Here is a 12,698-nt window from a genome sequence, read left to right as displayed (position 1 = left end):
TATCATTCCGTAAGTGCTTTCAGCACCTTGATGGCTTCTTCCTTATTGCTTGTACGAGGCGGAACGGTAGCAAATAATGTTTTGGAGTTATATTTTAGCTCCTTAAACATCTTCATCTGCTCCACCGGAATTCCGAACAAATGAGTTTCCTTGCTCACATCTGTTCCTTCTTCCTCCTGCCCCTTCTTCTTAAATACGCCGCCCTCGAACACGCCCCGGGCATACGTCTTCTTGTCAAAAGCATCATCTAACGGCAGATTCGAACCATTCTGTCCATACAGCTTCATGTCCTCTTCCGGCAAAAGAAACAGATCATGCTCCCCGGCCGCATATTCTACAACCAGCTTCTGCTGGTTATACAGCGGACTGACTGAAATCTCAATAGTCGGAGCCTGTTCGCCCAGCTTATCCTTAAGCTTTTGTGCCAGCTCCTCACGGATGACTGAAGCATCCCCTTTATCCATAATAAAAATGGAGAAGCTGTCCTTGTCCCGTCCCCCACATCCAGCCAATAATACAAGTGTCAGCATTCCGATGATCCACGGCGATAGCCTTTTTAGCCCCGCTCTCATATGTACGCCCCCTCTTCCATGCCATTAATATATCATAAGTTGTGAACGCAAAAAAAGAAGGCTCGACGGCCTTCTTCTTACATTTGGCTGACTTCACACAGTTAAACCTTGCATTCCGTACCATACAGCTTCATATATTCATTGATTTTCAAATCGAGCTTGCAACTGATCTCGATGACAAGATCAGAGGTGAAGGACTGCTCTTTCTGAAACGTCCGCATCATCTCATTGCGCAGGAACAAAATTTCATCTTCCAGAGAAATGTCGTATCCTATTGAACTAGACGAATTAAATCCAACATATGACATGAGCATTCCTCCTACAATTGAAAAATTGAACTTCCTGCTATCGATTTCAAATTATAGCATAGAAATTAGAAATAAAAGACTATTTTTTATGAATTACCCATAAAAAAATAATTTTAACCTTCTTTTCTTACTTTTTCTACAAAATGACCAATCCGATCCAGTGCCTCCGTCAGCTGAGCAACAGAAGTCGCGTATGAGCAACGAAGATAGCCTTCGCCTCCCAAACCGAACACATTACCTGGTACAGCCGCAACTTTAGCCTCTGCCAAAAGACGCTGTGCAAATTCATCTGAGCTGAGTCCCGTGCTTTGAATACTAGGGAAAACGTAAAAAGCCCCTCTTGGCTCATGGCACTCCAGGCCGATTTCCCGAAACCCTTCAACCATCAGACGGCGACGCTGATTATAGGCTTCTACCATACGATCTTTCTCACCCAAACCATTCCGCAACCCTTCCAGTGCCGCAACTTGCCCCATAGAAGGCGCACACATTACGGTGTACTGATGGATTTTGAGCATAGCGGCAATCAGATCGGGATGTCCGCATGTATATCCAATACGCCAACCTGTCATGGCGAAGGCTTTGGAAAAACCACTGACGAGAATTGTACGATCCATCATACCAGGCATAGCCGCAAAACTGACGTGCTTCTCTCCATAATTCAATTCAGCATAAATTTCATCAGAAATGACGATCAAATCATGCTTTTCCACGACTTCGGCAATCGGAAGCCAATCTTCATAAGTCATCGTAGCCCCAGTTGGATTGCTCGGATAGCATAAAATCAGCACCTTGGATTTAGGTGTAATTTTTGCCTCCAGCGCCTCAGCCGTCAGCTTGAATTCATCCTTAGCAAAGGTTTCAATACCTACCGGAATCCCGCCTCCAATTGCAGTGATTGGAGAATATGAAATGTAGCACGGTTCGGGCACGAGAATTTCGTCGCCAGGTACAATTAACGCACGCAAAGCAAGATCAATCGCCTCGCTTCCCCCAACGGTCACGATAATCTCATTTTTAGGATCATAACGGACTTCAAATTGCTCATTCAGATAATCACTGATCGCTTCACGCAGTTCTGGCGTTCCCGCATTAGACGTATAGCTGGTAAAACCTCGCTCTAATGAATAGACACAGGCTTCCCGCATATGCCAAGGGGTTGTAAAATCCGGTTCGCCTACACCAAGGGTAATAATATCCTTGTTGCCACCCACCAAGTCAAAAAACTTACGAATACCCGAAGATGGGATCTCGCGCACCAACGGGGACAAATAGGAACTCATAGCTTTGTTACTGTCGGTAAATGCTTCTGTTTTGAGATTCATCATGATCTTCCTTTACGGCGAAATCATCAGACGATTATCTTCCTGATGGTCCTCAAAGATAATTCCGTCCTGCTTGTATTTTTTAAGCGTAAAATTAGTCTTGGTAGACAAGACCGAATCAATAGGCGACAGTTTCTCCGACACAAAGTTAGCGACCTCACGAAGATTGCGGCCTTCAACCTCTACCAGCAAATCGTATGCTCCGGACATGAGATAGACCGATTTAACTTGCGGATACAAATAAATCCGTTCTGCAATCCCTTCAAAGCCTCTTCCACGCTCGGGTGTAATTTGCACTTCGATCAAAGCGGTAACCTTTTCGTCGTCGACTTTGTCCCAATTAACTACAGCGGCATATTTGACAATCACGTGTTGGTCTTCGAGCTCTTTCATTGAGATGCGTACATCCTGCTCGTCAACCCCCAGCATAGTAGCCAATAAAGTCGGTGTTCTTCTTGCATCTTCTTTTAACAATTCCAGCACTTTTAATTTCAATTCATTCAGCTCTGTCATTCTACATAAGGCCTCCATCGAAAGAGATTACTATACATCATACAATACGCACTTTAAACCTGCAAAGAAAAACCGTCCACTCCGGTAAACCCGGCAGGTGGACGGCTGTTATGGGAATCTGCTTCAAAAACAGAAAATCCCGTTTACATATAATAAGGGTTGTTTTGGTGTGTAGACTGGCCTTGCTGGTGCATAGATTGACCATATACTCCCGCGGATGTCGACTTTTGCTGAATGAACTGTTGGCATTCTTGTTGGGTCTTGCGAGCTTCTTGAATCTGTTTGTCCAAATCGATGCGCAGTGCTTTAGTTGGAGTGGCGTACATATTATTTTGGCTCATCAGATGATACAAATCACCTTGCAGACGCAATGTATCATTCGTAAGGTCGGTGAACATCTGACGCACAGACGGACAATTGGATTCTGTCGTCGCCGTTGTGTATTCGCGCACTGTACGTTTCATATCAGCAAGAATGGTATAGAGCAAATCTTCTTCGGGCATAAATGACATATTGTTTTGTGAATACATTCTGTCATACCTCCTTTATTGGTAATCCATAATTACTGCTGCGGTTGCATTGGAGCAAGCTGCTGATGCTGTTGCAGGGCATTGGAAAGCAGATTCAAGTGGTGCTCATGAGTTCTTGCCAGTTGTAAACAGGCTTGTTGGATGGCTGGGTGCTGAATAGACGCCGCTGTGGCCGCACATTGTTTGAGTAGTAGTTCTTCATTGGAGATGGAGTCCACGATGTACTCCAGCTCTTTGCCTGACAGGGGTTGCATGTTCGTAGATTGCATAATCTCTGTGCCTCCTTAAAAGTTTTGTTGCACGCTGGTTATCTTGTCCGTTTGGCGAAATACTATGTACACATAAGAAATACTACATATTGCCTATGAGGAGTGCTATTTTATATGGAGTTGATAAGCGGGAATACATATTGGCCGAATACATTGGAGCAGGCGCTGGATTTTCCGCCTTTGGCAGAGGATTTAAATTGTGATGTATTGATCATCGGGGGAGGGATGGGGGGGGCCATCTGCTCCCGGTTATTGGGAGAACGACAGGTAGACACCGTGGTTATTGACAAACGCAAACTGGTAACTGGAAGCTCTTCGGCCAATACTGGCCTGCTGCAATACAGCAATGACAAGACCTTAACCTCTTTCATCAATACGTTTGGTGAAACGAACGGTGTACTGTTTTACCGCATGTGCAAGGATGCACTAGATCAGTTAGATAAGCTGGCTGCCACACTGGATACAGACCCTTCCTTTATTCGGCGAAGCAGCCTGTACTATGCAAGTACACTAGAAGATGTACAGGTGCTTCAGGAAGAGTACAAACAGCTAACCCGGTTTGGATTTCCAGTGGAGTACTGGGATGAGCAACAAGTGGCTACCCGATTTCCTTTTCGAAAACCGGCAGCCTTGTACACACACGAAGATGCTGAGGTTAATCCATTTTTGTTTGCCCAAGGACTATTGCAATCCGCCAGCCGTCTCGGTGTACGCCTATATGAGCATACGGAAGCCAAGCATTTTGAATTCAATGAAAATGAAGTCGTTTGTCATACCAGCGGTGGAATGATCCGAGCGAAAAAAATCATTTTTGCAACGGGTTATGAAACACAAGAGATTAAAACCGATCAGGGAGCCGTTCTGCAAAGCTCTTATGCTATCGCCACCAATCCAATCGGAGATGCTCCCTTGTGGCATGAGCAGTGTCTGATCTGGGAAACGGCCCGTCCTTATCTATATATGCGCTCCACACCGGAAGGACGTATCATTATTGGTGGTTTGGATGAACCTGTATTGGACGCCAACCAACGTGAAATCAGGCTACTACACCAACAACAAAAGCTGCTGCAAGCACTACAGGAGCATTTTCCCAGTGTGCCATTTCAGATCGACTACGCTTGGGCGGCTGTATTCGGCTCCTCTCACGACGGCTTGCCGTATATTGGTCCACATCCGCGTTTTCCAAACTGCTATTTCTTGGAGGGTTACGGGGGAAATGGGACGGTTACGAATATGATGGCCGCACAGCTATTGGCTGATGAACTGACGGGCACACACCGACCTGAAATGGAGCTGTATTCTCTGACCCGTACGACCAAACCCTCGCCAGAAGCAACAAAACCAATGGTTTAACATATGAATACAAAAAGAACCTCCTTTCGCCTATATAAGTGAATTCTGAGGTTCTTTTTGTATCGAATTTTCCTGTTATTCCGTTTGCTTGCGCCAGCGTTGTGCATGGGAATGAGAATTGCTTCGCTTTGTCTTCTGTTCCATCTTCAGCACATTTCGCATAAAAAACCAGCCGATCACTGGCATTAATGCAAGTCCAATCAACAACCAAATCATCGCTGTAGGAGCCTTGCTGATACTTAGGACGCCCAAGAAAATGAGTGTCCCGGTCAACCGGCCTACCATTAAGCACAGTTCACGCAGTACAACCAGTTCCACTCTCTGATTCGCATCTCCTTCACTCGTACCCATTAAATCAAAACTCGCTGAGATCATAGGAATTAAATACAAGGGCAGGAATATAGCGGTGCCGATCCCCATAATCAGTAGCGTGATATACTCCATACGCCATAATAAGGGTAACAGCGCAATCACCAACAATACAGCACCCAATAGCATACCAGCCGAGCGATAGTGTGGCTTGAGCCATTTTCCGACAGCCCAAAAGCTGAAAAATGAAACCGCCGAGGTGATAAGTGAAAACTGTGCCAGCTTCCATTCCTGTTGAGTAGCTACATACACGAGCAGCGTAATCAGGAAGGCAAAAACCCCTTCACGGATGCCCTGGGTAACAAGCGATAACGACAAGGGACGCCACATGCTCCCTTTTTGTGACAATCGTTGCTTAGGCTCCTTCCAATTGTAGTTTCCTGTCGGCTTACGCTTGCGAAGAAAGAAACTAAGTACCACTCCTACGACATAAAAAGCTAAGGAAATACTGAATATTACTCGATAACCCGCATCATCCTCCATACGAGCAATAATCCAACCAGACAGCCAAGGACCCACGATACCGGAAAACGAACCCAGCAGACCGACCCATCCGTTAAAATGATCGCGACTTGCCTGATCTGTGACTTCGAAAAAAATGACATTAAACGCCAGCCAGAATAAACCTAATGCTGCACCCAATAACATTCCGAGCGGCCATATGTAGTTTACAGCCTGCGGTCCCGTATATAACACGATTAAATAAAACAGACCGGACAGTGCTGTCCCCACGCGCAGGGCATTCATTTTGTTATGTTCCTTGACCCATTTCCCAGCCACCCAGACCATAATTCCCAGCGCAATTTGTTGGCTGACATTAAACCAGCCAATCATCGCGTAATCCTGCCTGCTCTTCCATAAATATACGTTGAGAAATGTGCCTGACAATGCTGCTGCAAACACAAACAATCCATTCAAGCTTAATAGCAGAATGGATTGTCCGTTCAGGTTTGATTTCAATGCAGTTCCCCCTAACCGAAAAATCACCAATCAGCTTATTTCAAGCCAGCTTGTTCAAAGATTTCTTCGATTAAGATGCCCGTATTGAGCTTGAGCCTATCCGGGGGATTGCTATTTAATTGTTGGAAATACCGCTGAGCTTCTCCAGCATCCGCAGTCGGTCATTCTCTGACAATGTGTGCTGGACATGAAAACAGCTAGGACAAACATAAACATTCAAGACGAATGGCAAGTCCAGAACAGGTTTGCCAAGTGCTGGCGACATCGACGGTTCAAAGCCTTCTCTAGTTACGGTTTGCGAACCCGCATGCAGCATGTATTCTCCACATTGGAAGCATTCAAGAACCTCATCTTGTCTGTCGAGTATTTGTTCAGCGCCTTGTTCATAAGCCATCAGATCCGCACCGCTTTCTTCAAATTTTTGCAAAGTATGCAGCACAGGCAGCTTATGAAGCTCATTATCCTGCAACAACGGTGCATCAACTGGTTTATCAACTACGATTTCATCCTCTGCCTCATATAAAATATCCTGCTCCTCTTCATCACCGAGCTGAATACTCAATGTACGATAACCCTTCAGGTCTTCTTTTCCATGAGAGTGTGGTACCGGGGTTACAGAAGCCGAATGATCATATTTTGTCTCTTCATGTCCATGCTCGCCGGCATGTCTATGAACAGGTGGAGAAACAGACTCCTCTTCATCATCGGTGATGTCAGAGTAACCTTTCAGATCATTATGGCAATAGGGACACTCTTCCTCAGGGCCCAATTCTTCATCCCAAATAATTTCCATGTTACACCATGGACAAATAGTCATTTCCAAGCTTTATCATCCTTCCGTTCCAAGCGTATACCAAGCTCTAGTATACAGGATGTGTCAAGTTACACTGGCACCGATCACATAAGATAACGATATTGAAATAATCATGGAGAACAAGCCGACAGCACGGTTATCCTCTTTAATCTGTTGATCGATAGAAAATACCGGTGTCAGAAACTCAAAAAGAAAGTACGCCGCAAGTAGCAGTAAAAAGCCAACGAACGACCAAATCATCGTATCGTACACGCTGGATTTGGCTTCCATTGCAAAGCGGAGCACGTTGCAAATACCGAACATTTTCCCTCCCGTAGCCATGGCTACTGAAACATTGCCGCGCTTGATCTCTTCCCAGCATTTATAGCGGGTTACCAGCTCAAAACACGACAAAAATACAATTAGCTCCAGCACCGCCACCGAGAAATAACCCAGCATCATCCCCAACGGATGTGACAGCAATTCATCAATCGCCATCTTCACTTCGTCCCTCCCGTTCTACCAAGCGTTCCCGAGCAAAGCCGGCAACCCATAGCTATTCCAATTCAGCAACGGTTACGCCTGTGCCGCCTTCATTGTAATTACCGATACGGTAGCTTTTCACATGTTTATGCTTGCGGAGGTACTCCTGAATACCGGTTCTCAGAATACCCGTACCTTTGCCATGAATAATGTGTACCTGACCCAGATTGGCCAGAAACGCTTCATCCATGAAGCGGTCCACTTCCATCAAGGCTTCCTCCACGTTCGCCCCCCGAAGATCAAGTTCACTTCGTACGTTATCATCCCGTGTCCGTTTAACGCCAGTGACTGGTTTTTGAACTCTTGGAGTCGTTGTTTGGGCAGGTTGCAGTAGTTCCAGATCATCCAGACTGACCTTCATCTTCATGATCCCCAATTGAACCACAGCTTCCTTGGTACCGGACAGTTCAACCACGTGGCCTTTTTTATTCAGACTGTGAACGGATACTTCATCGCCAGCCATGATAGAACGAGTACGCGTAGCGGCCGGGCGTTTGACAGTACTTTTCTTGCGTTGCTTCGGTTCAGCCTCATCCAGTTCTCTGCGAGCTGCAATCAGCTTGTGCTCCTTAACCGAAGCCCCTTCTTCCTGAGCCAATTTACGCAAATCAGTAATGATTTTCTCAGCTTCGCTACGAGCCTTATCCACGAGAACTCTTGCTTCATCCTCAGCTTTTTCCAGCATACGGTCCCGTTGGGACTCCAGCTTATCCAGCTCCATCTGATGACGGCTACGCAATGCTTCCATTTCTTTACGCAACTGCTCCGCTTTTTCCCGTTCTTGCTCAGCTGTCAAACGGTTCTGCTCCAGTGACGCAATCATGTGCTCAACGCGCTGGTCTTCTTCTGTTACCTCACCACGGGCATAGTCTAAAATGCGCCCTGGCAATCCCAATCGCTCGGCAATGGCAAATGCGTTACTTCGTCCGGGGACACCGACCAGAAGGCGGTAAGTCGGGCTTAATGTAGCGACATCAAACTCCATGCTTGCATTAATAATTCCTTTACGCTCGTAGGCATACGCCTTCAATTCACTATAGTGAGTCGTCGCAACCATACGGCAACCCATGGCATGTATATGCTCCAAAATGGACACAGCCAAAGCCGAACCTTCCGCGGGGTCCGTTCCTGCCCCCACTTCGTCAAGCAATACAAGACTTTTGGGCGTCATATTTTTCAGGATGCTAATGATATTGGTCATGTGGCTGGAAAATGTACTTAAGTTTTGCTCAATGCTCTGCTCGTCACCAATATCAGCATAGATTGCATCAAATACACACAGCTGGCTTTCATCCTCGACAGGTACAAACAGTCCAGACATCGCCATCAAACTAAGCAGGCCAATGGTTTTCAGGGTAACGGTTTTCCCCCCTGTGTTCGGTCCGGTAACGATAATGGAGGTGTATGAATTGCCCAGCTCCACATCTATGGGAACGACCTGCTCCAACGGAATTAGAGGATGTCTGCCTTTTTTCAGCTTCAAGTACCCTCGGTCATTCATTAAAGGCAAGGTTGCCTTCATTTCACGGGCGAGACGCGCTTTTGCAAAAATAAAATCAAGATTGCCCAAAACGTCCACATCATACAGCAACATATCCGCTTGTTCTGCGACAAGTGCGGTCAGCTTTTGTAAAATGACTTCAATTTCACGCTCTTCTCTCAGCCTTGTTTCCCTCAGCTTATTGTTCATGGCTACGATAGATTCAGGCTCGATAAACAATGTTGCACCTGACCCGGATTGATCATGAACAATTCCGCCAAAATAAGAACGGTATTCGGCCTTAACCGGGATCACAAACCGATCTCCACGAATCGTAATCAACTGATCTTGAAGCATTTTGGATACAGTTGAGGAACGAATCATGGAATCCAGCTTCTCACGAATACGCACTTCTCCCGAGCGCAGCTCCCGACGGATTTGTGAAAGCTCTGTGCTGGCAGAATCCAACACTTCTGCATTTTCGTCAATACAGCCTTTGATGGAGTTTTCTAAACCTCTCTGCTCCGAAAGCTGCTCACTCCAATACAGCAATGTTTCGACAGGATTTTCTTCATGCAAACTTGTCACGTATACTTGTATACGGCGTGCGGCCTGAACCGTTGTCCGAATGCCAAGCAACTCATGCGGGCTTAATGTTCCACCAATACGGGCACGCTTCACCGCCGGAGTGATATCCACTACTCCGTTAAATGAAGGCACTCCTTTGAGGCGATCAGCAGCATAGGCCTCATCCGTACCTTTCAGCATTTTCTTGATATGCTCCAAATCATCGCTGGGCTGTAGCCGAAGGGCTGTCTGTTGTCCCGTTGCCGTTTGGGCATAGTGACTTAGTTTATTTAGAATTTTTTGATATTCAAGGGTTTTGAAAATTTTAGAGTCCAACTTCACTACTCCTTTCACTTATATCTATATTATACCGAAAGCAGCAAACTTACGCTATTTGCCAACTCTGTTTTACACATAAGAAAGCTCTTCATGCCACACACTAACCTTTGTCTAACCCTGATTCAAAAAACAAAGGAGGTTATTCCGTGAGCATTCTCGGGCACATTGTACGTTTCATCGTTGCCGCTCTGGTGCTGATGGTCGTAAGCTGGATCGTTCCCGGATTTAGTGTAGGCGGCTTTTGGAGCGCGCTGATCCTAGCCATTGTCATTGCCTTGATTGGCTATATCGTCGAGGCGGTGTTTGGTCGACGCGTCTCCCCATTTGGACGCGGTATCGTAGGTTTTCTTGTGAGCGCTCTGGTGATCTGGGTCGCTCAATATGTCGTCGCTCATGTCAGTGTTTCCGTTCTGGGTGCATTGCTCGCTGCATTGGTTATCGGGATTATCGACCTGTTCATTCCGGTATCGACACCGTTTGAAGCCGGTCGCAAAAACGGGAATTAATTTCAGTAATCGCTTCTGGCAAAGCTGTCCCGAAGCAGAATTCATCTGCCAAAGGACAGCTTTTTGTCATTTACACCTCTGAGTGGATACAATAAACAAACAATCCCCGGCGATGAGCAGCCGGGGATTGCCTTACATGTATAATCCGTATCTACTGATCCTGTTCGATAAGTTCAATCCATTCATTATACTCAGTTTGAAGCTTGGTGTATTCTTCCTGTAATTGACGTAATTCCGTAGAAATCTTCTCCGTATTTTCCCGATCTACGTCCTGTTGTACTTGCAACAGACGAAGCTGATGCGCCGCCATTTCATATTTTTGACCCACTTCGTCCAATTCAGACTGCAAGGCCATTCGTTCCTGCTCTATGGACTGCTGTTCAGCCTTCGCCGTTTTGGCAGTTTCAACAGCCAAACGAATCTCCTCCTGAAGCTGTTCCTTTTGTTGAACCGTTACCGCTATTTCCCGCTCCCAAGAAGCAAATTCTTCCTTACGGGCAGCATCTTCGGCTTCCAAACGTTCCGCTTCAGCCTTCAACTGATCGTATTTAAGCTGCCATTCCAGGGATTCTTCCTCAGCACGTTCCAGTTCACTCCGCCGTTCTCGATTTTCCTGCTGGAGCTGCTTGATATTTTGCTCCAGCTGTCCAGCTCGGCTCTTCATGCTTCCATATTGCTCCTGAAGCGATTGATACGCCTTAGTTCCCTCTTGCTCTCGGACTTTGGCTTTCTCAAGCTCATCCTGAACGCGAATCAGCTCAGGTGAAAGCTCCTTGATTCTCGCTTCGAGTTGAACTAGCCGTTGCTGTTGTGAAGCAAATTTATCATTAATAGCTTCGAGCTCAGCCGCTGCGTGCTGTAATTGCACTTGTATTTCTTCCTTCTGCTCACGTGCTTCCAGCAGGGAGAGCTCCAGTTCATCAACTGCCACCTGTCGTTCTTCTGCAAGCTTCTTCCATGACTTCTCGCTTTCAGCTAGCGTAGCCAGCTCACTTTGTAGCTTGCGAGAAGATACGTGAGCTTGCTCCAACAGCTTCTGCATCCGCCGCTGTTCTTCCTCCAACTTAGCCGTCTGCTGCTGCTTAGCCTTGGCTTCAGCTTCTAATTGACCATATCGACTTTGCAATTCTTCACGTGCAAGCGTATCTGCCTGCTCTCGCTCTATCGCAGCCTGTCGCTGTGTTTCCAGCACAGACTCCAGCTCGGACTGTTGTTCCTTCAGTACTCTTGCTTGCTCTTGAGCCTCTCCCAGACGAGAAGAAAGCTCTGTACTGCCTGCCTGTACTTGTTCTAATTGTTCCTGAAGCTCCTCGACCCGAATCTCCTGCTCCAGTGCAGCTTCATCAGCTCGTTTCTGCGCTTCTTGATGCTGGAGCTTTTCTTCATTCAACGCCAATTCAGCCTGTTTACGTTCCTGCTCCAGCTGCTCATTCAGTCCGGAGCACTTAGTTTGCCATTCGCTTACCTTCTTGCTATGCTCTTGCTGCAAAGCAGATCGCAGCTTGTCCAGTTCTGTGCGCTTTTGCTCCTGATGAGTCTTCTCTGCAGCTGACAGCTTGGCTTCAGCCTGTTTAGCCGCTTCAAATACTTCCTTCTTCATCTGCTCTTCTATCTGCCGGATACGCGCATTGGCCGCCTCCTGCTGCTCTTTCAGCTTGCGAGAAGCTTCTTGACGGGACTCCTCCAATTCACGTTTAGCTTGTTTTTGTCCATTTTCAAGTTCAACCGCTTTTTTCTCCTGCTGTTCCAGCTTTGCCCTCAATTGGGCAATCTCCTTCGCTGATACAGATTCGGTTTCCATCAGCTTTTTCTGCGTTGCTTCCTTTTCTTCCTTCAGTTGAATAAGAGATTGATGCATATCTGTATTTTTCTGCTGTTGTTCCCCTAGAGCTGTCTGGAGTTGCGCCAGATCTCCCCGGAGCTCTGCTCGTTCCGCTGCTAAGCGGTTCATATGACTCTGAATTTCCTGGATTTGTACAGCTTCTTCTGCCATATGAACCGCAGCCAGCACGGCAATTCGGGGCATATCCAGACGCGAATGAGCTTGAGAAATGCTGTGCATACGCTCATCCACGTAATTGGCAACCTGCTTCATATAATCGGTATTGCTGCCGACGAGTTTATAAGAAGTACCGTAGATCTCTACAGTGACGCGAGTACGATCTGGTGTAGTCACAATTATGCCCTCCTTCAATACTACTGTATGTTGATTCTAAGGTGTGTCCGGTACTATGGTAACCCGCCTTCCGTGAAGCGTTCAACCTTATTAGT

The 12,698-nt window shown here is 46.5% G+C and carries 13 protein-coding genes; 2 read left to right on the top strand and 11 right to left on the bottom strand.

What is annotated here, in order from left to right; translation table 11 throughout:
• Window positions 1-2: 2 nt before the first annotated feature.
• The 6 genes from ACYCS5_RS22375 to ACYCS5_RS22350 form a co-directional block, all read right to left on the bottom strand.
• Window positions 3-572, bottom strand: a complete 570-nt coding sequence (locus tag ACYCS5_RS22375; protein ID WP_069012834.1) for a type 2 periplasmic-binding domain-containing protein — start codon at window positions 570-572, stop codon at window positions 3-5.
• A 101-nt stretch (window positions 573-673) separates the two neighbouring features.
• Window positions 674-880 carry an aspartyl-phosphate phosphatase Spo0E family protein gene (locus tag ACYCS5_RS22370; RefSeq protein ID WP_069012835.1) on the bottom strand — a complete coding sequence of 69 codons (207 nt, stop codon included), beginning with the start codon at window positions 878-880 and terminating at the stop codon, window positions 674-676.
• 113 nt (window positions 881-993) lie between these two features.
• Entirely contained in the window at window positions 994-2,205 is a 1,212-nt protein-coding gene (locus tag ACYCS5_RS22365) for an aminotransferase class I/II-fold pyridoxal phosphate-dependent enzyme (RefSeq protein ID WP_029516491.1), read from the bottom strand.
• A gap of 12 nt (window positions 2,206-2,217) precedes the next feature.
• Window positions 2,218-2,718 carry an Lrp/AsnC family transcriptional regulator gene (locus ACYCS5_RS22360; protein WP_069012836.1) on the bottom strand — a complete coding sequence of 167 codons (501 nt, stop codon included), beginning with the start codon at window positions 2,716-2,718 and terminating at the stop codon, window positions 2,218-2,220.
• Window positions 2,719-2,861: 143 nt separating this feature from the next.
• Window positions 2,862-3,248, bottom strand: a complete 387-nt coding sequence (locus ACYCS5_RS22355) for a spore coat protein (protein ID WP_069012837.1) — start codon at window positions 3,246-3,248, stop codon at window positions 2,862-2,864.
• Between the two features lie 32 nt (window positions 3,249-3,280).
• Window positions 3,281-3,517 (bottom strand): hypothetical protein, encoded by a 237-nt coding sequence (locus tag ACYCS5_RS22350; RefSeq protein ID WP_013370103.1) that lies wholly within the window; start codon window positions 3,515-3,517, stop codon window positions 3,281-3,283.
• Window positions 3,518-3,631: 114 nt separating this feature from the next.
• Here ACYCS5_RS22350 and ACYCS5_RS22345 point away from each other — a divergent pair, with 114 nt between their 5' ends.
• The gene (locus ACYCS5_RS22345) at window positions 3,632-4,870 is read left to right on the top strand and encodes an NAD(P)/FAD-dependent oxidoreductase (RefSeq protein WP_342425859.1); all 1,239 of its coding nucleotides are present in this window, start codon (window positions 3,632-3,634) and stop codon (window positions 4,868-4,870) included.
• A 75-nt stretch (window positions 4,871-4,945) separates the two neighbouring features.
• On the opposite strand, the gene ACYCS5_RS22340 is transcribed toward ACYCS5_RS22345, so the two are convergent.
• The 4 genes from ACYCS5_RS22340 to ACYCS5_RS22325 form a co-directional block, all read right to left on the bottom strand.
• Window positions 4,946-6,199, bottom strand: coding sequence for an MFS transporter (locus ACYCS5_RS22340; protein WP_069012839.1), 1,254 nt, complete (start codon window positions 6,197-6,199; stop codon window positions 4,946-4,948).
• 115 nt (window positions 6,200-6,314) lie between these two features.
• Window positions 6,315-7,022, bottom strand: coding sequence for a hypothetical protein (locus ACYCS5_RS22335; protein WP_459760144.1), 708 nt, complete (start codon window positions 7,020-7,022; stop codon window positions 6,315-6,317).
• Window positions 7,023-7,076: 54 nt separating this feature from the next.
• Window positions 7,077-7,490: a DUF350 domain-containing protein gene (locus ACYCS5_RS22330; protein ID WP_013309402.1), complete on the bottom strand. Its 414-nt coding sequence runs from the start codon at window positions 7,488-7,490 to the stop codon at window positions 7,077-7,079.
• 58 nt (window positions 7,491-7,548) lie between these two features.
• On the bottom strand, window positions 7,549-9,918 hold the full coding sequence (locus ACYCS5_RS22325; RefSeq protein WP_459760143.1) for an endonuclease MutS2: 2,370 nt from the start codon (window positions 9,916-9,918) through the stop codon (window positions 7,549-7,551).
• A gap of 149 nt (window positions 9,919-10,067) precedes the next feature.
• Here ACYCS5_RS22325 and ACYCS5_RS22320 point away from each other — a divergent pair, with 149 nt between their 5' ends.
• The gene (locus tag ACYCS5_RS22320) at window positions 10,068-10,427 is read left to right on the top strand and encodes a phage holin family protein (RefSeq protein ID WP_029516484.1); all 360 of its coding nucleotides are present in this window, start codon (window positions 10,068-10,070) and stop codon (window positions 10,425-10,427) included.
• Window positions 10,428-10,578: 151 nt separating this feature from the next.
• On the opposite strand, the gene ACYCS5_RS22315 is transcribed toward ACYCS5_RS22320, so the two are convergent.
• Window positions 10,579-12,603 (bottom strand): cell division protein ZapA, encoded by a 2,025-nt coding sequence (locus ACYCS5_RS22315; protein ID WP_459760142.1) that lies wholly within the window; start codon window positions 12,601-12,603, stop codon window positions 10,579-10,581.
• Window positions 12,604-12,698 lie beyond the last annotated feature (95 nt).

The organism is Paenibacillus sp. SEL3 (assembly GCF_054602585.1).
This window is presented reverse-complemented; position numbering and strand designations above follow the sequence as displayed.

Excerpts from the sequence above, each read along its gene's own strand:
- ACYCS5_RS22375 (WP_069012834.1), bottom strand. The coding sequence starts at position 572 with ATGAGAGCGGGGCTAAAAAGGCTATCGCCGTGGATCATCGGAATGCTG.
- ACYCS5_RS22370 (WP_069012835.1), bottom strand. The coding sequence starts at position 880 with ATGTCATATGTTGGATTTAATTCGTCTAGTTCAATAGGATACGACATT.
- ACYCS5_RS22365 (WP_029516491.1), bottom strand. The coding sequence starts at position 2,205 with ATGAATCTCAAAACAGAAGCATTTACCGACAGTAACAAAGCTATGAGT.
- ACYCS5_RS22360 (WP_069012836.1), bottom strand. The coding sequence starts at position 2,718 with ATGACAGAGCTGAATGAATTGAAATTAAAAGTGCTGGAATTGTTAAAA.
- ACYCS5_RS22355 (WP_069012837.1), bottom strand. The coding sequence starts at position 3,248 with ATGTATTCACAAAACAATATGTCATTTATGCCCGAAGAAGATTTGCTC.
- ACYCS5_RS22350 (WP_013370103.1), bottom strand. The coding sequence starts at position 3,517 with ATGCAATCTACGAACATGCAACCCCTGTCAGGCAAAGAGCTGGAGTAC.
- ACYCS5_RS22345 (WP_342425859.1), top strand. The coding sequence starts at position 3,632 with ATGGAGTTGATAAGCGGGAATACATATTGGCCGAATACATTGGAGCAG.
- ACYCS5_RS22330 (WP_013309402.1), bottom strand. The coding sequence starts at position 7,490 with ATGGCGATTGATGAATTGCTGTCACATCCGTTGGGGATGATGCTGGGT.